A 21,405-nucleotide genomic window follows, 5' to 3' on the forward strand; every position below is an offset into this window, starting at 1 on the left:
TCCTAGTCAATATAGCCTAAGCCTTTTCTTGGTGCAGATGCCGATCGCCAGGGAGCAATGGGTCCTCGGAATCCGCTAAGGTTAGGAACGTATTTGTTTGACAGGAACTGAGCCGAACTATGGGAGCTATCCAAGCCATTCGTGGAACCCGTGACATTTTGCCCCCGGAAACCAACTACTGGCAGTGGGTAGAGGCGATCGCCAAAAGCATTTTAGACCGGGCTTTGTATCAAGAAATTCGCACCCCAATTTTTGAGCAGACTTCCCTGTTTGAGCGGGGTATTGGGGAAGCCACAGATGTGGTGGGGAAGGAAATGTATAGTTTTACCGACCGGGGTGACCGCCCGATTACCTTGAGGCCAGAAGGCACAGCTGGGGTGGTGCGGGCCTATATTGAACAGAACTTACAGGCCGCTGGCGGAGTGCAAAGGCTGTGGTACACCGGGCCCATGTTCCGCTACGAAAGACCCCAGGCGGGCAGACAACGGCAATTTCATCAATTGGGGGTAGAAGTGTTGGGCAGTGCCGATCCCAGGGCCGATGTGGAAGTTATCGCTTTGGGCACCGATATTCTCAAAGCCCTTGGTTTGAGTAACCTTTCCCTTGCCCTAAATTCCGTTGGTAACGGCGGCGATCGCCAAAGGTATCGGGAAGCTTTGATCGCTTACTTAACTCCTTTTAAAGCTGAACTAGATCCCGACTCCCAAGATAGATTAGAGCGTAATCCCCTGAGAATTTTGGACAGCAAAGCCAAACGAACCCAGGAAATTGTCCAGGATGCCCCCAGCATTTTGGATCATCTCGGAGTGGATTCCCAACGGCACTTTGACCAAGTGCAACAATTACTAACGAATTTGGGCATTGCCTACCAACTCACCCCTACCCTGGTGCGGGGTTTGGATTATTACACCCACACCGCTTTTGAAATTCAATCCAGCGATCTGGGGGCCCAGGCCACCGTTTGTGGCGGCGGTCGTTACGACGGCTTAGTGGCGGAATTGGGAGGCCCCGTTACCCCGGCCGTGGGTTGGGCCATGGGATTAGAGCGATTAATTATCCTTTTGCAACAAATGGCTACGCCCCCCGCTCCTAGCCCGGACTTGTACCTGATTTCCAAAGGGGAAAAGGCAGAACCCCAAGCGTTAATTCTGGCTCAAAAGTTACGCAATCAAGGTTTGGCCGTGGCTTTGGATCTAAGTGCTAGTGCCTTTGGCAAACAATTTAAACGGGCGGATAAATCCGGGGCGATCGCCTGTTTAGTACTGGGAGATGGGGAAATAGCAACGGGCACAGTACAGCTTAAATGGCTGGCCGATAAAGCCCAGGAAACCTTGCAGTTACAGGATTTAATGGGGAACATTACGGAACTCAAACAACGTTTAGCGGGACATAGGGAAAAATACCCCCACCTCACCTCTAACTTTTCTGTGACTTGCCATGACCCCATGGACAATTTGGTTTAAAACCGACGATATCCCCAGTTGGCAACCGCTAGATTCCTGCCGCTCCTTGCCCGTGGGCCATTACCGTCTAGCGGCCCGATTGCCAGTGCCCCACAAATATGTGCAATGGCGCTGGAAGTTTTTCTCCGCCACCGGCAAAGTGGAAAACCATGATTTCCAGGGCCGCACTAATCAAGACGGTCTGATTTCTCTGTTGGATTTGCACACTGTCCAACCGGGAACCTGGCAACTGAGTGCCCAACCAGACTTATTCGATCACCTTTGTGGAGAAACCTGGCAAATTCGTTTTCAATTCCAAATTGTTACCCCTGCCATCACCACGGTGACAGTACCGAAACTCAATACTGAACCAGAGGAATTGGAGCCGGAAGAAGAACAGAGCGTAACAGATGAGGCCAATAACTCCATTGTGCCCCATCCAAAGCGTCCTATGGTGGTGCCAGAGCTTGATCCAGAGCCGGTACCGGTACTGCAATGGCACAGAAAGGCAAGGGTGAAACTGACAGGGAATGGGGAAACGGAACCCGGTAAATCTCTAGAGACCACGGAAGTAACGGAAAACAGAGGGGAAATAATTGAAGAGCAAATTCCAGAACCGCTGGCAATTACAGCGCCAACCATTGAAAAAATAGCTGAAGAGAAGGTGGAGGAGCCAATCCTCGAACCCGTGTTGGCGATCGCCGTTAATGTTGAAGCAGGGGAAGAACAAATAGAAGAAAAAATAAAGGAATCAGTACAGGAAGAAATGCCAGAGGCTTTGGTGGCTAGTGTTTTAGATGTTATTGAAGAAAAAGAGGAGGTAACGGACGATAAACAGCCAGAAGCCTTGGTAATAGTAGAGTCATCAACTGATACCGATGCCGAAGACAAGTTAGAAAAATCAGAGGGATTTAACCCTTTCCGTTCCGTCAGTTACTCTGTGGAGCTAATTTATCCAGAACTGGAAAATCCCATCCAAGTTGACATTACGGTGATGGTGGACGAAAATCGCCCGCCCGTGCATCTGGATTTACCCGATCCCAGCAAAATGGTTAGCCTACTGCACCGTCGTCCCCGTTATCCCAATTCCCCTCTACCGCCTCGGTTGACTAGTGCTTAGCCGAGTTCCAGACAGGCTAGGCCGTAGATGTTTTCCAAGGGAAGTTGGGGAGGATTGCCTTTATACATCCGCAAATTTAACAGAGTCAGTTCAAAGCCCCGTTCTTCCAACAGATAAATGGCATCTTGATTCACTTCTGGCACATCAATAAACACTGGCCCCTGGCGATCGCCAAGTAACACGTCCAACAAAGCCCCGGCTAAAGCAGTACTATCAGCCATCAGGGGGCCCAAACGCCAACCCTGGGGAAAACCATCTTCATCGTCGGGCAATAAACAGGGACGAATGCGGCCGTAACCACAACAATCCCCCTGATCATCCAAAATTACCATCACCTTTCCCTCCGGCCGTCCCAACCATTCGTGCAAAAAGAGGGGACGAGGTGTAGCTTCGTGGCGGGCATCGTAGGCTAACACTTTGGCTTCTGTTAATTGGTCACCGGCCAAAAGTTGATAACCGAGGGGAAAATCCGGGGTAAAACTTGGCCGCACACAGGAGCGGCGATCGGCAGGGGGTAAACGATAACGACGGGTGTAATAGGCGGGACGAAAGCCCCATTTTTGGTAATCTTCCACCCTGGCTAGGGCTGCTTCCAGACCAACGCACTGGACATTTTCCAAATGGGCGATCGCCGTTTGCCAGAGAGCCACCCCAAAACCCCGCCCCCGATATTCTGGTTGAACGAGAAATAAACCAATAAAACCGTAATTTTCGTCATAACGAATGCCGGCAATGCAACCCACTGGGCTGCCTTCCCATTCCCCCACCCAAACGCCAGCGTCATCGGTGTCACAAAAAATCCCTACATCCCCTATGCCCGGACAAAATCCTTCCTGCTGGGCCCAACGGGTCACCAACGGGCGATCGGCAACTGCCATGGGACGAATACGGTAACTCAAACTCATCGGTTAATGGTGAAGAGTGCTCTTCACTGTAACGGGATGCCAAGGGAGTAATTTTTAATCTTTCGGGTTCTTGCGTTTTAACCTGGCCGGCGAAAAATAGGACGATAACTAGCTGCATCTTGATAGGTAATGGCGGTCCCTACCCAGCGATCCCAGTCGGCATTAGAACCATAAAGGTAGGCACTCCGCATGGAGGCAAAGGATGTTTCTAGGTCTGCCAAGTTCGCGGTTTCATAAATGGTGTGGTAGATTACAGGGTCCCGATCAAAGCTGGTATAACGACGGCAAGCGGCCCAGGTAGGCACATCCGCCATAATTTTAGGTAAATAGCTTTCTTCGTACCAGGCCCGAAATTCCGGTTCCGCCTCCGGTTTAACTTCAACGCTGACTTGGAAAAAAGGACGATTGCCAAAGATGCCATCCCAAGGACGGCGGGAATGGGCATAGGTTTGTTGGTAAGCTACCCGGCTTAGACCTTGTAATGCATTAACTTTCCAATGTTGCCATGTAGCGGTTTCCTCTTCCCGCCCTGGGCGAGACAGGGCAGAGTTAATCTGCTCCAAAGAAACATTGGGGGCTAATTCGTAGAACGTGAGCAAGCGTTTGCTGAACCACTTCAAACTGCCGGCCACTCCATATTCTTCGTAGCGACGGGCGGTAGTGATTTCAGGAACAACTTCTAATAATTTAGGAATGTAGTGATGGTGGTAAAACTCAGTAAATGCCGCTTCCGCTGCCGGGGCGATCCGTAAACTAATTACGAGAAGATTGACCATGGATGGCTCCGAAGGGAAATGATAACAGGGTTAAGACCTAACAAAACGGCTACAATTAACCCCTTAAATAGTTGAAGATTGTGGCAAGGTTAAGGAGTAGCTGGACATTTTTCATTAGGACTCTGCTCTTTTGGCAACTGTTCTAGGATATTGATAAAATCAGCAATGCTCCGGAAACGCCCATAATACGGATATAGGCCACTCTATTTTCTTCCCGGAGATATTGCAACACCATTTGCCCGATCGCCATCGCCAAGGCGGATTTTTTGTCCAAATTTGGCTAGCCAAAATGGAATAGGTCATGGATTAGAAGAAAAAGAAGATTGGGTTAAGGATTTAATAATGGTGTTACTAGGGCGATCGCCAAGGTTTAATTCAGCCAAAATTAATTGGGCAATGACCTCGCTAAAATAGCTGGGAAAACGGTGCATTTCTTGGGCATGGTCTAACAAAAAAGTGTGGTAATAACACCCCAGGGATTTTTCCAATTTGATTAAACTATGAAAAAAATCCGGTAATTCCTTTAAACGGTGAGAATGATTCTGTTGGAGAATATTTAAAAAGTGGCGAAAATGGCTACCTTCATCCTGGACTAAATGTTGTCCCACACGACTCAATACTTTGCCAAAAGGTTGATAATATTCCCGTAAATCCCGACGGTAAGAAAACATAGACCCCAATTCGTCAAAGACTAGGGTGCTAACAATGGTGAATTCATCTTGTAAAACCCAATCAATTTGTTCCAGACTAGGCGATCGCCGCTGAAAATTGTCATCCATAGCGGCAAAATTTAGCTCAGATAAAAAGCGATAAACTCGCCGCAGAGCTTGATAATGTTTTTGTTCATCTCCCAGCCATCGGGGTAATAAAGCTAAAAAATCGTCGGATAAATCCTGTTGACGGGAGAGTAAATAGTTGTATAAAAACTTAGCATCACCTTCGGAATAAACATCTCGACTTAGTAAAAGGCAAAAATCATTCTTTAGATTGTTTTCTACATTATCCAAAATCTTAGTAGGGATTTGATAGTCGATGGGGATTAGTCTGTCCACATCCCAATTGTTTAAACAATTCCTTTGATTTCCCCTTATTTGACTATGTTTTAAACAAGTAATTTTCACGACTATTCCCCCTATATTTTAGAAATCATAAGTTAACTAATAGACAAAAATTCTTCTGCTACAATATGGGGAATAATTAAACAATGACGCCCTGTAATACGAGCCGTATCTCCCCGCAAAATAATACCAGCGGCAACGTCATCAATAACCCAACTACCAACCATGTAATGGTAGTCAAATGCTTGGGGCAATTCGATATATTCCTGGATAATAAAGCCCTCTTCACCATAGCCATAGGTTGGCCGTTTTTCCACTGCCCCAGCCCCTAACTCAATCGAAACACCGATGCCTTCCATGCCTAAAAGGGGCTTACGAACGTGTAAACCTTCTAGTAATAGGCGGGTTGCTTCCAGGGAAATATCGCTTTCAAAATAGGTGGGCAGGAGATATTCAGCATACTCACTATCTTTAAACTGTTGCCAAATTAAAGCCATGGTTCCTTTATTAGATAAAATTTGCTTCCATAAAGGTTCAATAACTTTTGCATCTCCTACGGCTAAGCGTTGCGCTAAGGCTTCAGTGCAACCAGCATTGGCCATATCATTTTGCAAATCTGACCAGTCATACATTTTCCACAAAATTGGAATTCTTTCGTTGGCATGGTCAATGAAATAACCATCTTCATCCAAACCTAATCCTCTCTGCATTAGTTGACCCCGTTCATCTTCTAAGCCCCGTAAATAAACCAATTGGGTGTAAACATTTTCATCCACTTCATCGTGGAGAATTTGGATTAATTGCATGGCCATTTCACTGTCTTCTTCCAGTTGCTCATCCACCAGAAAAGAAATGCCGGTGCGGAGTAAATCATATTCTTCATAAATCCTGCGCCATTGCCCAGCTGTTCTTTCCCAATATTCATTAAACTGACTGGCATTGGCTGGTAAGGCATAGGCCCCTTGATTGTGGTTGCGTTGGTAATCCACTAACCAATTCCATTGGTAAACGGTTTCTGCTCCTAATAGCGGGGTTTCTCCATTAATTTCAATCAATTTAATCTGACCATCTTCGGTGACTACTAGATCGAAACGGGTAGCTAAACTCAAGTCTTCCACCGGGTCGGTGCGATGCCAACTTTTTTTCAGAGCAGGCCAATATTCAGGGCGAATTTTTAACTGGGCTAACCTTGCGTCAACGGCGGAATCATCATCTTCATCGAAAAACCAGTCCAGAAATTCCACACACATTTGCCAAAGTTTTTCACTCGCAATGGCGATCGCCGTTTCTTCTTGGGGGCTGAATTGGATGGCAAAGGGTTGGGGCAGGGCTTCCACCCAGTATTTTTGAGCTGGATCACTGAGCACATCCGCTTGGTAAGCATTGTCCTGGATATGCTGGCGCCAGCGGGGACGACGACTAATTTTTATCGGTTGCATTATTTGCCTCCCCGGCCAGTGCCTTTAAAAGTAGAACCGAAACCCTTATTACTACTGCGGCCAGAAATAGTGCCTTTAGCAGCGGTACCCGATGGCCTAGGGGGAGCGGGGGCAGTGACAGCTTTGGAAGTAGAAACTTTGCCTGTGGTGGTGCGGGGCACAGAGATGCCATTGGGGGTAATCAACTGATCCGGGTTTGTCCCCCGATAGACAATGGATGGTTGCAATACCCGCTGCTGCACACCGCCGGAATAAATATAGGTGTAATTATTGCCGTAGGGGTAAAAGTAAGCTCCGCCAAAAACCGGACGATAACCGCTCGTGTGGTAGCCACTGGGGGTAGGCTCACAGATTACCCTATCGGTTTGACAATCGGCTCGACTGCCGTAAACCGGGGCATTCCGTTGATGTTCCGCCTGGGCCGCTTTCATTTGGGCTTCGCAGTCCTCCGGGCGAATGGGGGGAGGGGTAGGGGCATTGGGTAATTTGCCGGCTTTATGGGCTTCCGCCAAGACTTTATACTCATTGGCCTGATTGGCCATATCAGTTTTGCATTCCGCCACACTGGTGTAGTAAAGGGCTTCAATTTTTTCGTTACTTCCCCCACCACTACCCTGATTGGTTTTGGGGTTATTGCCTTTGCAACTGGTGCTCACCATGGCCAACACCGCCACCATCGCTAGATATTGCCTAACCTGTTTACGATAAATAGGCCGAGAAATATTACCGGGGAAATGATTTGGTTCCATGGCGATCGCCGGGTCACACAGTAATGATGGAATTATTGTATTGAGATTTTCTCGGAATAAACTAATTGGTAAAAATTATTTACGAAAGAATCATGAAAATTAGCTAATTTCAGCGCCATTGGGACCAAATGCGATCCTTCAATGGGGTTGATTAGAGGACAGGGATTGTTAAGCTAAGGAAATATGGACTGCCAAATTGTCATTCAATCTTGAGAAAATATCGTGCTAGACGAACAAGCAAAGAAAACCCTCCTGCGTAAAATTCCCCACGGCCTCTACGTCTGTGGTGTTAAGTCCGGAGAAGAAGCCAATGGTTTCACCGCCAGTTGGGTAATGCAGGGTTCCTTTGAGCCGCCCCTGGTGGTTAATTGCGTGCGCACTGATTCCATTTCCCATCGGCTGTTACAGGAAAGTGGCCAGTTTGCCCTCAGTTTTCTGGCGGCGGACCAAAAAGATGTGGCGGCGCAATTTTTTAAACCCCAACGGCGGGTGGGGGACAAGTTTGAAAATTTTGATGTGCTTGATGCCCCCGAAACCGGTTGTCCTGTGCTCAAAGACTGTCTCGGTTATGTGGAGTGTCGGGTGGTAGGGTCTGTGGCCCACGGCGATCACACCGTTTTTGTCGGCGAAGTCATTGGAGCCCAGGTTTTTAATGAAGGAGATCCCTTATTACTAGAAAGCACTGGCTGGAACTACGGCGGTTAGTTGGAACGGGTTTAACGGGCCAACCTAGTCCTCTGATTGTGGTGGGAAAAGTATGTAAAAGTTGCGTCAATCCCCCACCGCTTCTAACCATTGTTCTTCACTGCCATTAAGTAAATGCTCGGCTGCTTCCATGAGGTCGGGCATTAACTCTTTAATGTCTTTTTTATTTTCCAGATAGGTTTTGAGGGCCACCAGGGGATCAAGGGCGGAACCTACTCCCAATTCTGGCAACCGTGGCCGGGCCAACTGGCTAACCAGTTCTGGACGGATGGTGTAGGAATGGCTCGGCTTTAAAGCCTCCTGTAATTTGCGGTTATCGATTTGTTCTAGCTGTTCAGAACGAATTTGGTAAATTAGCCGCACCACGGCATTGTCAATGGCTGTTTTGGCGATCGCCATTAATAATTCCCCTTGGGGATCCGTCGCTTCCGTCACATCTACTTTAATGGTTTTAAAGGGGCGAGCGGGCAGGGGACAGAATTGCCAATCTACTTTTCCTTTACTAATTTCTAGCCAAATATAGCCTTTGTCTTCCTTTTCTTCGCCAAAGTCCACCCGCTCAATGCTACCGGGATAAACAATGGGGGGATTATTGTGGGGATTGAGATTTTGATGTTTATGGACATGGCCCAGGGCAACGTAATCAAATTCCGGCCGATTAATCAAAGCCAGGGGAATGGTAAAGCCCTTGCCCACGGACAGGGTTTTTTCCGCCCCAAAGGTGGCCCGGTCCGCCATTAAATGGGCCAACAAAATAGTGGGTAATTGGGGATCTAAACTCCGAATTTCCCCTTCCAAAATGGGCTGTAACTTTTTCAGCAACAGCAAATTAATCGCTTCCAAGGATAACCCCTCCGTTTCCGGCCGGGTTAGGAGAGTCGAACGGGTTAACCAAGGCAAGGTAACAATCTGTAGATCTCCATTGGCGGTGGGAATTAAATGGGTGGCCAGGCGATCCCCAACGATGAAACCGGGCACAGCCAGGGTGCGATAGATACATAAACTAGCTCCTCCACTGCCCTGGGAATGTTGGTCATGGTTGCCCACCAATAACACTGTGGGAATATCGGCATCGGCTAAACGGCGAAATTCGGCGGCAAAGGCTTCCTGCACATAGGGGGGCGGAGTGGCATCGGGGAAAGCATCCCCCCCAAATAGCACCACATCGGCGGGTTCGGCGATCGCCCGGTCAATGCACAGCCGTAAACTCTGAATGAAATCCTCTAACCTCGTATTTAACCCCGTGGCCGGATTAATGTGCCCATGGGAAAAACCACTGCCCAGGTGAATATCAGAAAGATGCAGGACTTTTAACATGGCAATGACTCTCCAACAAAAAAAGGGAAGACCTCTAGTCCTCCCTTCATCCTATGGTAATGGCCCGCTGGGGGACCTAATTATTCAACGCCGGGGGCAATCAGTTCCCTCGTTTCACCGGGGATGACCACCACTTGGTTGTCTTCACCAATGTCCACCAGCGCTTGGCTACCTTCCTTGAGGCGGCCGGAAAGAATTTCTTCGGCTAACACGTCTTCCAACAGGCGCATAATGGCCCGACGGAGGGGACGGGCACCGTAGGCTGGGTTGAACCCTTCTTCCACAATGCGCTCCTTGAACTTGTCGGTGACCTGGAGAGAAATTTCTTTTTCCACCAACCGGGCAAACACATCCCGTAGGAGAATTTCCGAAATTTCCTTGACTTCCTCCTTGTTCAATTGGCGGAAGACGATAATTTCATCCAAACGATTCAAGAACTCAGGGCGGAAGTAGTTTTTCAACTCTTCATTCACCAAGGAACGAATGCGATTGTACTGAGACTCCGCTTGGTCATCGGCAAAGTCAAAGCCCAAACCACCGCCACCTTTTTCAATTACCTTGGAACCAATGTTGGAGGTCATGATCAACAGGGTATTTTTGAAATCCACTGTGCGACCCTTGGCATCGGTGAGGCGACCATCTTCCAAAATTTGCAGAAGCATATTGAAGATGTCGGGGTGGGCTTTTTCAATTTCGTCGAACAGCACCACCGTGTAGGGACGGCGACGTACTGCTTCCGTCAACTGACCGCCTTCGTTGTAGCCCACATAACCCGGAGGGGAACCAATTAATTTGGAAACGGTGTGTCGTTCCATAAATTCCGACATATCCAGACGGATCATGGCTTCCTCGGAACCGAAGAAGTAAGCCGCCAGAGCTTTGGTCAACTCGGTTTTACCTACCCCAGTGGGACCGGAGAAAATAAAGCTGGCAATGGGACGGTTGGGATTTTTCAGCCCGACCCTGGCCCGACGGATAGCGCGGGAAACGGCCTTAACCGCATCTTCCTGGCCAATTAACCGTTGATGGAGGGTATCTTCCATATGCAACAGTTTTTCTGACTCGGATTCCGTTAGCTTGTTCACCGGCACCCCTGTCCAGGAGGCGACGATGTGGGCAATTTCTTCGGAGGTCACTTCCGGCTCGCCGTTATCCCCTTCCGCTTTTTTGGAAGAGGCGATCGCCCGGATTTGTTTTTTAATTTCGTCTTCCCGGTCCTTGAGTTCCCCGGCTTGCTCGAAGTCCTGGTTGCGGACAGCATCATCTTTTTCTTTAAGAATCTGTCGCAATTCCTTGTCCAACTCCTTGGCGGCGGGGGGCAATTGGGAATTAATCAACCGCACCCGGGAACCAGCTTCGTCAATTAGATCGATCGCCTTATCGGGCAGGAAGCGGTCGGAGATGTAACGGTCGGAAAGTTTGGCGGCGGCTTCCAGGGCTTCGTCCAAAATTTTCAGTTTGTGGTGCTGTTCGTAACGTTCCCGCAGACCGTAAAGAATCTCGATGGTTTCTTCCACGGAGGGTTCCCCCACCATCACCGGTTGAAAACGACGCTCCAGGGCTGCGTCCCGTTCAATGTGTTTGCGGTACTCATCCAGGGTGGTGGCACCAATACATTGCAATTCTCCCCGGGCTAGGGCGGGCTTGAGAATATTGGCAGCGTCGATCGCCCCCTCGGCGGCTCCGGCTCCGATTAGGGTATGAACTTCGTCAATCACCAGGATGATGTTACCGGCTTGGCGGATTTCATCCATGATTTTTTTCAGCCGTTCCTCAAATTCCCCCCGGTATTTAGTGCCGGCCACCAATAGACCGATGTCCAGGGTGACGACCCGTTTTTCTTCGAGGATGTCGGGAATATCTTTGTTGGCAATGCGCTGGGCCAAACCTTCGGCGATTGCCGTTTTACCAACCCCCGGCTCCCCAATCAGGACGGGGTTATTCTTGGTGCGGCGGCCGAGGATCTGAATCACCCTCTCAATTTCTTTTTGGCGACCTACCACCGGGTCTAACTTCCCTTCGGCGGCCATCTGGGTGAGGTTAGAGCCAAACTCATCTAAGGTAGGGGTTTTGGTGCGACCACCACTGCCACCACCGGCAGCTACTTCGGCCGTTTCTCCCAACATGCGGATCACCTGGGTGCGGACTTTGGAGAGATCAACCCCAAGGTTTTCTAGGACCCGAGCAGCTACCCCTTCCCCTTCTCGAATCAGACCCAACAGCAGGTGTTCGGTGCCAATGTAATTGTGACCCAGTTGCCGAGCCTCCTCAAGGGAAAGTTCCAGCACCCGCTTGGCCCGGGGAGTAAAGGGGATTTCCACGGCCACAAAGCCCGATCCCCGCCCGATAATTTTTTCTACTTCGATGCGGGCATCTTTGAGATTAACCCCCATGGATTTGAGAACCTTGGCGGCGACGCCAGTCCCTTCGCCAATCAAGCCGAGCAGAATTTGTTCCGTGCCAACGAAGTTATGTCCGAGGCGACGAGCTTCCTCCTGAGCAAGCATGATTACTTTAATGGCTTTTTCTGTAAAGCGTTCAAACATAATCTAAATCCATCACCTCAGCGTGCCCTGTGTATTGCTGATTCTAACATAGCGCTTTTATTGTGCTGTTGCCCTGGGTACAGCCGTGGGTGTAGGTTTAGCGGTGGAATGGCGAACTGCGTCTGTGGGGTTTTCCTCACCTCAACCGCCATAATCCTGTGCCCAGATTCCCTGTTTTTGACCCCGACAGTTAACAGAATCAGTGGACATAGAGCAATGGGTGATCCCCGTTTTGATTAGTTAAATTTCAGTCAAACTTAGTGAAATTATCAGAAATATTTTGGCGATCGCCTGATGACCCGCTAAAACTAACCAGAATCCCCCACCATCCTTGGGTAAATAATTCCGGTCAAAGTTGAAGCCAACTAGACTTTATGGCCGAGTAGCCACACAGGCGCTATTTTCCAACACCGTCCGCCGGGCCCATTGATCCGCTGCCAAAATTGTTTCTAAATCAGGGCTAGCAGTATTTTGACCAACGTAGAGGTCACAGGTCTTTTCAATCAGACGGGGAATATCCAAAAAGCTAATTTTTTCTTGCAAAAATAAAGCCACCGCCTGTTCATTGGCCGCATTTAACACCGCTGGCATGGCTCCCCCAGCTCGCCCGGCCCCATAGGCCAATTGCATGCAGGGATATTTATCGTGATCTGGCTCCCGAAAACTCAAGCTACCGGCTTTAACTAAATCCAAAGGTTCCCAGTCGGTGTAAATTCTTTCTGGCCAAGATAGGGCATAGAGCAACGGCAAACGCATATCAGGCCACCCCAGTTGAGCTAGCACAGAAGTATCCTGCACCTCAATTAAAGAATGAATAATGCTTTGGGGATGAATGACAATGTCTATATGATCGTAGTCCAAGCCAAATAGATAATGGGCTTCAATCACCTCCAAACCCTTGTTCATCAATGTGGCGGAATCAATGGTGATTTTTTGTCCCATAGACCAGTTGGGATGTTTGAGGGCATCCTGTACTGTTACAAACGGTAATCTTTCCACCGGCAAGTCCCGGAATGCTCCCCCGGAAGCGGTGAGAATGATCCGCCGTAACCCCCCTTCGGGAACCCCCTGTAAACATTGAAAAATGGCTGAATGTTCTGAATCCGCCGGCAATAACTTCACCCCCATTTTTTCCACCAGGGGTAACACCACCGGAGCTCCGGCAATTAACGTTTCCTTATTGGCTAAAGCAATATCTTTCCCGGCGGCGATCGCCGCCATGGTGGGTAATAATCCCGCACAACCGACAATACCTGTGACCACACTTTCTGCATCACCATAACGGGCCACTTCCACCACCCCTTCTTCCCCCACCACGTACATGGGTTGGTAATCAGTTAGTTCGGCCACTGCTGCTTTTAGGTCCTCTAACTTTTCTGCCTGACGAATCGCAACAATCTCTGGGCGAAACTCCGCCACCTGTTGGGCTAGTAATGCAACATTTCCCCCAGCCGCTAAACCGACCACCTGAAAAGCATCAGGATGATGGGTAACAATGTCCAGAGTTTGGGTACCAATGGAACCGGTGGAGCCGAGGATAGAAATGCGTTTCACCATTACCGCCGTTGCTTAAGCTAAAACTAATCTTCCCAATCTTACGGGGTTGCCGCCCATCTGAGAAGAAAAAACTCCCCCAGGATTGAACCAAGGAGGAGCAAAATTATTTATTCTCTTGTTTTTACTAAGGCAAAACTTAGAAACGAAAAATTAACTTCAATCTACACAGCAACGGAGGTGCGGGAGGTGGCGGTTAATTCACCTTTGGCATATTTAGCGGCGTAGTCATCCAAGGTCAATTGCTTGATTTTAGAGGCATTGCCAGCAGTCCAGAACTGTTGATAGCGATCGGCACAAACCTGCTTCATATATTTGATAGAAGGCTTGAGGAAGTGACGGGGATCAAAGTTCTTGGGATCTTTAGCAGCGGCTTCCCGGAAAGCGGCGGTGATGGCTAAGCGATTATCGGTGTCGATGTTTACTTTACGTACACCACTCTTGATGCCTTTTTGAATTTCTTCCACGGGCACACCATAGGTTTCGGGGATAGCACCACCGAATTCGTTGATCATGTCGATCCATTCCTGGGGAACGGAGGAAGAACCGTGCATTACCAAGTGGGTGTTGGGCAGCAGGCGGTGAATTTCTTCAATGCGGCTGATGGCCAAAACTTCACCGGTGGGTTTGCGGGTAAATTTGTAGGCACCATGGCTGGTACCGATCGCCACAGCGAGGGCATCCACCTGGGTTTTGTTGACGAATTCCACTGCTTCTTCGGGATCGGTCAACAGTTGGGAGTGGTCTAACTTCCCTTCAAAACCGTGGCCGTCTTCAGCTTCCCCTTGACCAGTTTCCAAGGAACCTAAGCAACCCAATTCCCCTTCTACACTGGCCCCAACGGAGTGGGCTACTTTAACTACTTCAGCGGTTACATTAACGTTGTACTCAAAGCTAGCGGGGGTCTTGGCGTCAGCTTCCAAGGAACCGTCCATCATCACACTGGTGAAACCGTTGCGGATGGCGGAATAGCAAGTGGCGGGGCTATTGCCGTGGTCTTGGTGCATGGCAATGGGAATGTGAGGATAGGTTTCGACCGCCCCCAAAACTAAATGGCGCAGGAAATTTTCCCCAGCGTAGCTCCGGGCACCACGGGAAGCTTGCAAAATTACAGGGCTGTCGGTTTCATCAGCGGCCTGCATGATCGAAATGATCTGCTCCATGTTGTTGACGTTGAAAGCGGGAATGCCATAACCATTTTCCGCCGCATGGTCTAACAGCAGTCTCATTGGTACAAGAGCCATAAATCCTCCTAAGTTCTATTGCCTAATGGGTATTTGGGTCGCAAGACAATTCTTTATATGGGTCTCATCTTAGGCTAGTTTCTGCGCCTTGACAATTTTTAACGATCTTTTTTGTCCTGCCCCAAGGAATTTGTGCTAGGGCATTGAATTCGACCCGTATTTTTACCCCCACCCTAGTCTATGGCTGAGTTAACCAAGTCCAGGATGGGGGAAGGTTTTGGGTAATCAAGTTGGGGTTCTATATCTCTTCCCCCCGGCAATAGGCGATCGGGGATCAAACAGTTCAGAGAGTAGCAAATACTTCCTTAGCGACGGCAATGGTCTGATCGATCTGTTCTTGGGTGTGGGCTAGGGAAGGAAAACCCGCTTCATACTGGGAAGGAGCTAGATAAATCCCCCTTTCCAACATACCCCGATGGAAACGGGCAAATTTATTGGTGTCGGCCAACTTAGCATCTTCATAGTTTCTGACAGGGCCAGGAGCAAAGAAAATTCCAAACATGGCACTGATGGAACCGCCACAAACTTCATGGCCCGCATCCTGAGCCGCAGCTAGTAAACCATCCACTAGCCGTTTGGTGATCTTATCCAAATATTCGTAGGATCCTGGCTTTTGCAGAATTTCCAGGGTTTTAATACCCGCCGTCATGGCCAACGGGTTGCCGGACAGGGTACCCGCTTGATACATGGGGCCGGCTGGAGCCACCATGGCCATAATTTCTTCCCGACCACCATAGGCTCCTACTGGTAAACCACCACCGATCACCTTACCGAGGGTAGTCAAATCGGGAGTAATGCCAAACCGGGCTTGGGCACCACCGTAGGAAACCCGAAAACCTGTCATCACCTCATCAAAAACCAACAGAGCACCATACTCCTTGGTCAGTTCCCGTAAACCTTCCAAAAAGCCCGCATCGGGGAGGATAAAACCGGCATTACCCACCACTGGCTCGAGAATTACCCCGGCAATGCTGTCAGGATTTTCCACGAACAGAGCTTTAACCGCCTCTAGATCGTTATAAGGAGCAGTCAATGTTGCTTTAGTTGTGTTACTGGGCACCCCAGGGGAATCCGGTAAACCGAGGGTCGCCACCCCAGAACCAGCTTTGACCAAGAACATATCGGCGTGGCCGTGGTAACAACCCTCAAATTTAATGATTTTTTCCCGTCCAGTGAAGGCCCGCATCAAGCGCAAAACGGACATACAGGCTTCGGTACCGGAGTTGACAAACCGTACCATTTCAATGCTAGGCACAGCATCAATGACCATTTCCGCCAGTACGTTTTCCTGGGCACAGGGAGCACCAAAACTGGTGCCTTTATCCAAAGCTTGTTTGAGGGCGCTGATTACATCGGGGTGAGCGTGGCCACAAATGGCCGGCCCCCAGGTACCCACATAGTCAATGTATTGATTACCATCTACGTCCCAAATCTGAGCCCCTTCTACTCGGTCAAAAACAATGGGCTGGCCGCCGACGGACTTGAAAGCTCTTACCGGGGAACTGACACCACCGGGCATTAAATGTTGAGCGGCGGCAAAAATCTCTTCTGATTTAGTGGTAATAAAAGGGGTTGCGTTAACCAATTCGCGTCTCCTTAGGGTGTAAAGACTGGCTATGGGAATTTATTGAACCTGTGCCCACATCAAAAAAACAGACGGGGAGAACTCCACTCTACAGAATTTTGGTGCTCCATTGAACAAACTTCTGACACACTAGCTGGGAACCTAGAGTCCTTGGTGAGAGTTTGGGCAATTTATAGCTGTTAACCTCCATTTGTTTGGGCCAAGACTCTGAGAGCCCGTTTTAAACGCCCCCCTGACCCCCCAGATTTTGGGGGAAACTGAGTGACAGTCCCCCAGTATTGCGGTCGCTTTAGTGGGTCAATTTGGGGGGCGGAGTAAAACTTTCCAAACACGTTCTGAGGCGCGGGGAAATTTTCAGATTTTCTGTACCGGGAAACAGGGAAAAATCGCTAGCGTAGAAGCAGGTAATAAATTTGGCCGTCGTCACTCATCAAACCGGCTCGATCGCCAGGAGTTTGGCCAGTGCCCATGAAAATATCCACCCGACCGGGGCCTTTGATGGCACTGCCGGTATCCTGATCCACCACAAAACGACTAACGTTGACTTTTTGACCCTGACAATCGGGAATGGGAGCCGCTAAAACGGCGATCGCCCCTGGAGGCATAAGGAATTTATCGGTGGCAATGGAACGCTCGGCAGTAACTGGCACCCCAATACTGCCCTTGGCGGGGGTGCTGGCGGAGGTTTCCTTAAAGAAAATTAGACGATTATTGCGGGGGATAAAACGACTTAGTTCGCTGGGATTTTGCTCAAAATAGTCGATTAACTTAGGCAAAGTAACCTCCCCAGGCTGGAAAATTCCCTCTTGGATGGTTTCCTTCCCTAAACTTACGTAGGGATAATCCGTCGCTCCAGCAAAGGCCACGGAACTTTGGCCTCCCCCCACCCAGTTGATTTTGGCAGAACCCTGTACCTGGATTAGATAGGCATCTAGACGATTACGGAACCAAGCAATTTCCCGTCCCTGTAACTGACTTGATTTGCCTAAACCATCCATACCTTCCAAGTCAGCCCTAGTGGGGTGGGGCTTAGACCAACGAGAAAAATTATTGGGCAAACCATAAATGGGATAACGATATTCGGCAGTGCGTTGACGACTGGCGGTATAAACTGGTTCAAAATAACCAGTGAAATGGACTGTGCCCTTGCCATCGTTACCGATCGCCTGATAAAACTGAAATTCCCTGGCAACAGCGGTCTGGAGAGCTTCGGGACTGGGAGACTGTTGCAACAAAGTTTTAAATCGCTGGAGGGAACGGGTTACCCGCTCTCTGGTCACCCCCGGTACAGAGTAATTTTGATAAGCTCGGGCGGCGCTAGCAGTTTTTAAATAGCTCAAGCTATGGTCGATCGCCCGGAGCAAAGATTGTTTATCTCCCGCTGAGCAATGGTTCCCCCACAACTGTTCATCAAAACCCACCGTTGGCGTTAGATTTGCCCCCGTTACTGGCATTAATGGTCGCGACTGGGCCCTAAGACCACTGCCATGGAAGCCAAAAACCAACAGTAAAGCCAATAACGGGAAAAATTGCTTAATCATTTATTGCTTTGTTGAAATTACCTACCGCTGACGAAAGTTAAGTTTACCTGCTCCGTCGGGAATAGGGGATGGGAAACCACCAGCGCACAGACTAGCCCAGGGCCATATTTAGCTAAATACCATCATTAGGGACTTTTATTTATTAATTTTTAAGAAGAAAAATTGAGCGATTTTAATGGCTATGTCTGGGTATTTTTACCGAGATAAATTGTCCCAAAATCAAGAATGATAAGTTTATATAATGGTAGTCAAAACTATTTTAAAAATTTCCCCAAGTCTTGCTCCCTACCTAGATTACGTAAAAAATTAACTGTTTAGAAGCGTTTTTATACCTAGAGTCTAAATTGAGTGAACTAAGAATCTCTGTTAATCTGGAGGCAGTTTCAAGGGACAATTCAATGGTTACACTAGATAAAACTGCAACAAAAATCATTAAACTAAACTCCGGAGCAATCCCTGCCATTCAATCCGTCTTGGAGCAGGAAGCAATGGTCTTATTAGGTTTAGCCACTACCTATGTGCTAGTAGTCAATGGTGCTAGTCCCAGGGCAGTAGCCCAGTTGCGAGCCTTTAAGCAATTTGACAAAGACCAACCCCTAGGCATTCTCACCCGTGGCGATCGGGCCATGGATGTGGCAAAAATTCCCCCCGCCGCTAAAAAATTGATGGGTCTTTTTCCTTTGCCCATAACCCTCATTGTGGAAGCCCTGCCCAAATTAGACCCAGGTATTACCCAGGGCTTTCGGAATATTTTTATTGCCTGTCCCGATGCTTTTGTTTTCGATTTAGTGGGAGCAATGCCTTTTCCCTTGGTTTGTGCCACGGCTAAGGTAGGGGGAGAACCGGTGACTAGTTTTGAGGCGGCTAGTCGTTATTTCGAAGGGCAGGTGCCTTTAATTGGCGATGGTGGTCGATGCCGTTACGCCCGCCGGGGAACATTGATTGACTGTACTTTGCCGTTGCCCACCATTATGAATTTTGGTCCCATTTCCTTTGACGACCTGCGCCCCCTGATACCTGAAATCATTTTGCCTTCCCATCTGATGAAATAATTTTCCTTTACGCTGTTGTTTTGTCTGAAGTTCGGTGAATGGGTCAGAAATTGTTGGGGAGTATTTTACAAACCTAGTTTGGATAAAATTGTTGAGCTTATAAGGAATTGAATAGACAATCTGGTTTGGCTATTTTGCTTCAATTTCCCTAGTTTCTACTTTTTCAACTCTATGGCTCTTTCCCCCGCAGACGTTACCGTGGTCATTTTGGCTGGGGGCTTTGGCACCCGCATTAAGCAACAGTTACCAGATTTGCCTAAACCCTTAGCTCCCGTGGCGGGCCAACCTTTTTTAGATTGGCAATTGCGCTATCTACAACAGCAGGGTTTTCGGCGATCGCTCCTTTCTACGGGTTATCTGGCAGAAAAAGTGGCGGCCTATGCTCAAGATGCCGATATTGTTGACATGGCGATCGCCTGTGTGGCGGAAATGGAACCGTTGGGAACAGCGGGGGGATTTGTCAATGCGGTTAATCACCATGGTTTTAGAGAACTAACACCGGCTTGGCTCGTGCTTAACGGCGACTCGTTAATTGTGACGGATTATCGGGTTCTGTTGGCGGAGTTAGAGGATGACAGCGTTGATGGGGTAATTTTGGGCGTTCATGTGCCCGATGCTTCCCGTTTTGGCTCCTTAAAGGTTAATAGTCAAGGGGAATTGCTACAATTTGCAGAAAAGCAAGCCGGAGCCGGCGTGATTAATAGTGGGGTTTATCTCCTTGGCGATCGCCTGTTGGCCCGGTTTCCCGCCCACAGACCCTTAAGTTTTGAGTATGATGTGTTCCCCACATTGTTGGCCCAGGGAGCCAAAATCAAAGTCCATGCTGTGGAAGCTCCCTTTTTAGATATTGGCACCCCGGAAACATTAGCCCAGGCGGGGGAATTTATCCAATCCCTCGGTACGTTGAACCGAATTCAAGACCTAGACAAATAGCTTAAAATGAGAAGCTAACTGAGAAATTAACTAAGTTTTGTAAATTTTGGTTTGCGGGGGCGAGCGTCACGATGGGTAAACGGACAAGGCGGTTTTGGGCTTTAGCTTTTTCTTTGCTGATGGGGGCCCTGATTTATCTGGGCAATACACCGTCGGCCTTGGCTTTCACCGAGGAACAAAAGCTACTGTTGCAATCCTGGCGTTTGGTCAACCAATCCTATCTCGATGAAACCTTTAACCATCAAAATTGGTGGCTGTTGCGGGAGAAGTACGTTAAACGTCCCCTCCGGAACCGGGAAGAAACCTACACGGCGATCGAAGAAATGCTCGCTACCCTGGATGAACCCTTTACCCGCTTACTGCGTCCGGAACAGTACGGCAATCTCCAGGTGACCACCACTGGTGAGCTATCGGGGGTAGGTCTGCAAATCAACATCAACCCTGAAACCAACCAGTTAGAAATTATGGCCCCCCTGGCCGGTTCCCCTGCGGAGGAGGCCGGGCTGCAACCCCATGACCAAATTTTGGCGATCGACGGTGTAGATACCCAAACCCTGAGCTTAGACGAAGCAGCGGCCAGAATGCGGGGCCCAAAAAACACCAAAGTTTCCCTGGAAATTCTGTCAGCGGGCACCGAAGTACCCCAAGAATTTACCCTGACTCGGCAGTTAATTTCCCTCAGTCCGGTGGCGGCCCAATTGGACGATTCCCGCCCAGGTCAATCGGTGGGTTACATTCGCCTCAGTCAATTTAGTGCCAATGCCTATAAAGAAGTAGCCCACGCTCTGCATCAACTTGAGGAACAGGGGGCCGACGGTTATATCTTGGATTTGCGTAACAACCCCGGTGGCTTACTCCAGGCTGGTATTGACATTGCTCGGTTGTGGTTACCGGAAAGCACCATTGTCTACACCGTTAATCGCCAAGGCACCCAGGAAAGTTTCACTGCCAATGGAGAAGCGGCGACCGATCGCCCGTTGGTGGTGTTGGTCAACCAGGGTACTGCCAGTGCCAGCGAAATTTTAGCCGGAGCTTTGCAGGATAATCAGCGGGCCACTCTAGTGGGGGAAAAAACCTTTGGTAAGGGTTTGATTCAATCCTTGTTTGAACTATCCGATGGGGCCGGCATTGCCGTCACGGTGGCCAAATACGAAACCCCCCAACATCACGACATCCATAAACTGGGCATTATGCCCGATGAAGTGGTGGAGCAACCCCTGATTAGCTTTGCGGAAATTACTTCCCCCGCCGATGTGCAATACCAAGCCGCCTTAGATTTGCTCACCGGAGGAGTGGCAATCGCCCATAAATCTTCTTCAATTCCCGCCATGGCAACGGCTCACAAGCCCAACTAATCACCATTTGGACAAAACATCAGGAATTCTAATTAGAAAGTCCAAAAATTGTAATTTAAAAAACAGTCAATGGAGAGCATTGCC

At 49.0% G+C, this 21,405-nt stretch carries 18 protein-coding genes; 6 read left to right on the plus strand and 12 right to left on the minus strand.

What is annotated here, in order from left to right:
- The first annotated feature begins 119 nt into the window (after positions 1 to 119).
- Both hisS and C7I86_RS11565 read left to right on the plus strand, forming a co-directional pair.
- Positions 120 to 1,463 (plus strand): histidine--tRNA ligase, encoded by a 1,344-nt coding sequence (hisS, locus tag C7I86_RS11560; RefSeq protein WP_010873401.1) that lies wholly within the window; start codon positions 120 to 122, stop codon positions 1,461 to 1,463.
- On the plus strand, positions 1,438 to 2,562 hold the full coding sequence (locus C7I86_RS11565) for a hypothetical protein (protein WP_010873402.1): 1,125 nt from the start codon (positions 1,438 to 1,440) through the stop codon (positions 2,560 to 2,562). Before hisS ends, C7I86_RS11565 begins: the two co-directional genes overlap by 26 nt.
- Here the strand turns inward: C7I86_RS11565 and C7I86_RS11570 are convergent.
- The 6 genes from C7I86_RS11570 to C7I86_RS11590 all read right to left on the minus strand — a co-directional run bounded on the left by C7I86_RS11570 (position 2,559) and on the right by C7I86_RS11590 (position 7,489).
- Positions 2,559 to 3,467 (minus strand): GNAT family N-acetyltransferase, encoded by a 909-nt coding sequence (locus tag C7I86_RS11570; RefSeq protein WP_010873403.1) that lies wholly within the window; start codon positions 3,465 to 3,467, stop codon positions 2,559 to 2,561. The genes C7I86_RS11565 and C7I86_RS11570 overlap by 4 nt on opposite strands.
- Before the next feature lie 77 nt (positions 3,468 to 3,544).
- A complete protein-coding gene (locus tag C7I86_RS11575) occupies positions 3,545 to 4,243 on the minus strand; it encodes a hypothetical protein (RefSeq protein ID WP_010873404.1) in 699 nt (232 codons plus the stop codon).
- 142 nt (positions 4,244 to 4,385) lie between these two features.
- Entirely contained in the window at positions 4,386 to 4,517 is a 132-nt protein-coding gene (locus tag C7I86_RS19410) for a hypothetical protein (protein ID WP_255345293.1), read from the minus strand.
- A gap of 25 nt (positions 4,518 to 4,542) precedes the next feature.
- Complete coding sequence (locus tag C7I86_RS11580; protein ID WP_223211280.1) at positions 4,543 to 5,250, minus strand: hypothetical protein; 708 nt, start codon at positions 5,248 to 5,250, stop codon at positions 4,543 to 4,545.
- 146 nt (positions 5,251 to 5,396) lie between these two features.
- Positions 5,397 to 6,740 (minus strand): glutathionylspermidine synthase family protein, encoded by a 1,344-nt coding sequence (locus C7I86_RS11585; protein WP_010873406.1) that lies wholly within the window; start codon positions 6,738 to 6,740, stop codon positions 5,397 to 5,399.
- On the minus strand, positions 6,740 to 7,489 hold the full coding sequence (locus C7I86_RS11590) for a DUF1190 domain-containing protein (RefSeq protein ID WP_010873407.1): 750 nt from the start codon (positions 7,487 to 7,489) through the stop codon (positions 6,740 to 6,742). The genes C7I86_RS11585 and C7I86_RS11590 overlap by 1 nt, the downstream gene beginning before the upstream one ends.
- 222 nt (positions 7,490 to 7,711) lie before the next feature.
- Here C7I86_RS11590 and C7I86_RS11595 point away from each other — a divergent pair, with 222 nt between their 5' ends.
- Positions 7,712 to 8,194 (plus strand): flavin reductase family protein, encoded by a 483-nt coding sequence (locus C7I86_RS11595; RefSeq protein WP_010873408.1) that lies wholly within the window; start codon positions 7,712 to 7,714, stop codon positions 8,192 to 8,194.
- A 66-nt stretch (positions 8,195 to 8,260) separates the two neighbouring features.
- Here C7I86_RS11595 and C7I86_RS11600 read toward each other — a convergent pair whose 3' ends face one another.
- The 6 genes from C7I86_RS11600 to C7I86_RS11625 form a co-directional block, all read right to left on the minus strand.
- The gene (locus C7I86_RS11600) at positions 8,261 to 9,511 is read right to left on the minus strand and encodes an exonuclease SbcCD subunit D (protein ID WP_010873409.1); all 1,251 of its coding nucleotides are present in this window, start codon (positions 9,509 to 9,511) and stop codon (positions 8,261 to 8,263) included.
- Positions 9,512 to 9,591: 80 nt separating this feature from the next.
- Positions 9,592 to 12,057 carry an ATP-dependent Clp protease ATP-binding subunit gene (locus C7I86_RS11605; protein ID WP_010873410.1) on the minus strand — a complete coding sequence of 822 codons (2,466 nt, stop codon included), beginning with the start codon at positions 12,055 to 12,057 and terminating at the stop codon, positions 9,592 to 9,594.
- Positions 12,058 to 12,429: 372 nt separating this feature from the next.
- The gene (gene dxr, locus C7I86_RS11610) at positions 12,430 to 13,611 is read right to left on the minus strand and encodes a 1-deoxy-D-xylulose-5-phosphate reductoisomerase (RefSeq protein ID WP_041426024.1); all 1,182 of its coding nucleotides are present in this window, start codon (positions 13,609 to 13,611) and stop codon (positions 12,430 to 12,432) included.
- Between the two features lie 164 nt (positions 13,612 to 13,775).
- Positions 13,776 to 14,855, minus strand: coding sequence for a class II fructose-bisphosphate aldolase (fba, locus tag C7I86_RS11615; protein ID WP_010873412.1), 1,080 nt, complete (start codon positions 14,853 to 14,855; stop codon positions 13,776 to 13,778).
- A 283-nt stretch (positions 14,856 to 15,138) separates the two neighbouring features.
- Positions 15,139 to 16,440: a glutamate-1-semialdehyde 2,1-aminomutase gene (gene hemL / locus C7I86_RS11620; protein ID WP_010873413.1), complete on the minus strand. Its 1,302-nt coding sequence runs from the start codon at positions 16,438 to 16,440 to the stop codon at positions 15,139 to 15,141.
- A gap of 389 nt (positions 16,441 to 16,829) precedes the next feature.
- The gene (locus tag C7I86_RS11625; RefSeq protein WP_010873414.1) at positions 16,830 to 17,981 is read right to left on the minus strand and encodes a murein transglycosylase A; all 1,152 of its coding nucleotides are present in this window, start codon (positions 17,979 to 17,981) and stop codon (positions 16,830 to 16,832) included.
- Between the two features lie 398 nt (positions 17,982 to 18,379).
- On the opposite strand from C7I86_RS11625, the gene C7I86_RS11630 reads away from it, so the two are divergent.
- The 3 genes from C7I86_RS11630 (at position 18,380) to ctpA (ending at position 21,321) form a co-directional block, all read left to right on the plus strand.
- Positions 18,380 to 19,033 carry an L-threonylcarbamoyladenylate synthase gene (locus C7I86_RS11630; RefSeq protein ID WP_010873415.1) on the plus strand — a complete coding sequence of 218 codons (654 nt, stop codon included), beginning with the start codon at positions 18,380 to 18,382 and terminating at the stop codon, positions 19,031 to 19,033.
- Between the two features lie 171 nt (positions 19,034 to 19,204).
- The gene (locus C7I86_RS11635; RefSeq protein ID WP_010873416.1) at positions 19,205 to 19,966 is read left to right on the plus strand and encodes a nucleotidyltransferase family protein; all 762 of its coding nucleotides are present in this window, start codon (positions 19,205 to 19,207) and stop codon (positions 19,964 to 19,966) included.
- 71 nt (positions 19,967 to 20,037) lie between these two features.
- A complete protein-coding gene (ctpA, locus tag C7I86_RS11640) occupies positions 20,038 to 21,321 on the plus strand; it encodes a carboxyl-terminal processing protease CtpA (protein WP_010873417.1) in 1,284 nt (427 codons plus the stop codon).
- Positions 21,322 to 21,405 lie beyond the last annotated feature (84 nt).

It is taken from the genome of Synechocystis sp. IPPAS B-1465, from assembly GCF_003015225.1.
Classification (GTDB): Bacteria; Cyanobacteriota; Cyanobacteriia; order Cyanobacteriales; family Microcystaceae; genus Synechocystis.

Excerpts from the sequence above, each read along its gene's own strand:
- hisS (WP_010873401.1), top strand. The coding sequence starts at position 120 with ATGGGAGCTATCCAAGCCATTCGTGGAACCCGTGACATTTTGCCCCCG.
- C7I86_RS11565 (WP_010873402.1), top strand. The coding sequence starts at position 1,438 with ATGACCCCATGGACAATTTGGTTTAAAACCGACGATATCCCCAGTTGG.
- C7I86_RS11570 (WP_010873403.1), bottom strand. The coding sequence starts at position 3,467 with ATGAGTTTGAGTTACCGTATTCGTCCCATGGCAGTTGCCGATCGCCCG.
- C7I86_RS11575 (WP_010873404.1), bottom strand. The coding sequence starts at position 4,243 with ATGGTCAATCTTCTCGTAATTAGTTTACGGATCGCCCCGGCAGCGGAA.
- C7I86_RS11585 (WP_010873406.1), bottom strand. The coding sequence starts at position 6,740 with ATGCAACCGATAAAAATTAGTCGTCGTCCCCGCTGGCGCCAGCATATC.
- C7I86_RS11590 (WP_010873407.1), bottom strand. The coding sequence starts at position 7,489 with ATGGAACCAAATCATTTCCCCGGTAATATTTCTCGGCCTATTTATCGT.
- C7I86_RS11600 (WP_010873409.1), bottom strand. The coding sequence starts at position 9,511 with ATGTTAAAAGTCCTGCATCTTTCTGATATTCACCTGGGCAGTGGTTTT.
- C7I86_RS11605 (WP_010873410.1), bottom strand. The coding sequence starts at position 12,057 with ATGTTTGAACGCTTTACAGAAAAAGCCATTAAAGTAATCATGCTTGCT.
- fba (WP_010873412.1), bottom strand. The coding sequence starts at position 14,855 with ATGGCTCTTGTACCAATGAGACTGCTGTTAGACCATGCGGCGGAAAAT.
- C7I86_RS11625 (WP_010873414.1), bottom strand. The coding sequence starts at position 17,981 with ATGATTAAGCAATTTTTCCCGTTATTGGCTTTACTGTTGGTTTTTGGC.
- C7I86_RS11630 (WP_010873415.1), top strand. The coding sequence starts at position 18,380 with ATGGTTACACTAGATAAAACTGCAACAAAAATCATTAAACTAAACTCC.
- C7I86_RS11635 (WP_010873416.1), top strand. The coding sequence starts at position 19,205 with ATGGCTCTTTCCCCCGCAGACGTTACCGTGGTCATTTTGGCTGGGGGC.
- ctpA (WP_010873417.1), top strand. The coding sequence starts at position 20,038 with ATGGGTAAACGGACAAGGCGGTTTTGGGCTTTAGCTTTTTCTTTGCTG.